A 693-nucleotide genomic window follows, 5' to 3' on the forward strand; every position below is an offset into this window, starting at 1 on the left:
GCTGCGGCGGCCGCAGCTGCTGCTCCGGCGGCAGCTGCTGGCGGGCCAGCGCGGTCGCCTTCGCGAGGCCGGTCTGCTGGCCGGTCTTGGCCGCGGACGCCGTCGGGTCGAGCGGGACCCAGCCGACGCCGTCGACGGCCACCTCGGGCCACGCCAGGACGTCGCGGTTGCGCACGACCCGGTAGTCACCGTCCACTTCGGACGATCCGCTGAAGCCGACCACCAGCCGCGCCGGGATGCCGGTCAGCCGGGCGAGGGCGACGTAGGACGCGGCGAACTGCTCGCTCGTGCCGCGCCGCGTGTCGAGCAGGAAGCGCCGCAGCTGCGGCCAGCCGTGCCCGGTCGGCAGGTCGGTGCCGACGGCGACCTGGTAGTTGGTGCTGAGGAACCGTTCGAGCTGCAACGCCGACTGGAACGTCGGGCGCAGGCCGCGCACGGCGTCCCTGGCCAGCTGCTCGACGTCCGGCGGTACCTGGCCGAGTTCACCAAGTCCGCCTTCGGCTTTCGGGTCGACCTCCGCGCCCTCGAGCCGGGCGGCGTCGACGTCCGGCGACGACCAGGTGAGCCGGTACCGCGGGTCCGCGGCGGGCGGGTCGAGCAGCAGCGCGCCCGCCGTCTGGTCGACGAGCGGGTCGACGCCGGTCACCCCGGTCGGCACCGGCTGGCTCGGCAGCCACGGCCCGGGCAGCCCGG

General features: G+C 75.9%; 1 protein-coding gene. It reads right to left on the minus strand.

All coding sequences use genetic code 11. The features are described from left to right. A partial coding sequence (locus G3I65_RS53325) for a transglutaminase family protein (protein WP_160703910.1) occupies positions 1 to 693 on the minus strand: 693 nt, incomplete at both ends.

It is taken from the genome of Amycolatopsis sp. SID8362 (assembly GCF_010550475.1).
Lineage (GTDB): Bacteria > Actinomycetota > Actinomycetes > Mycobacteriales > Pseudonocardiaceae > Amycolatopsis > Amycolatopsis eburnea.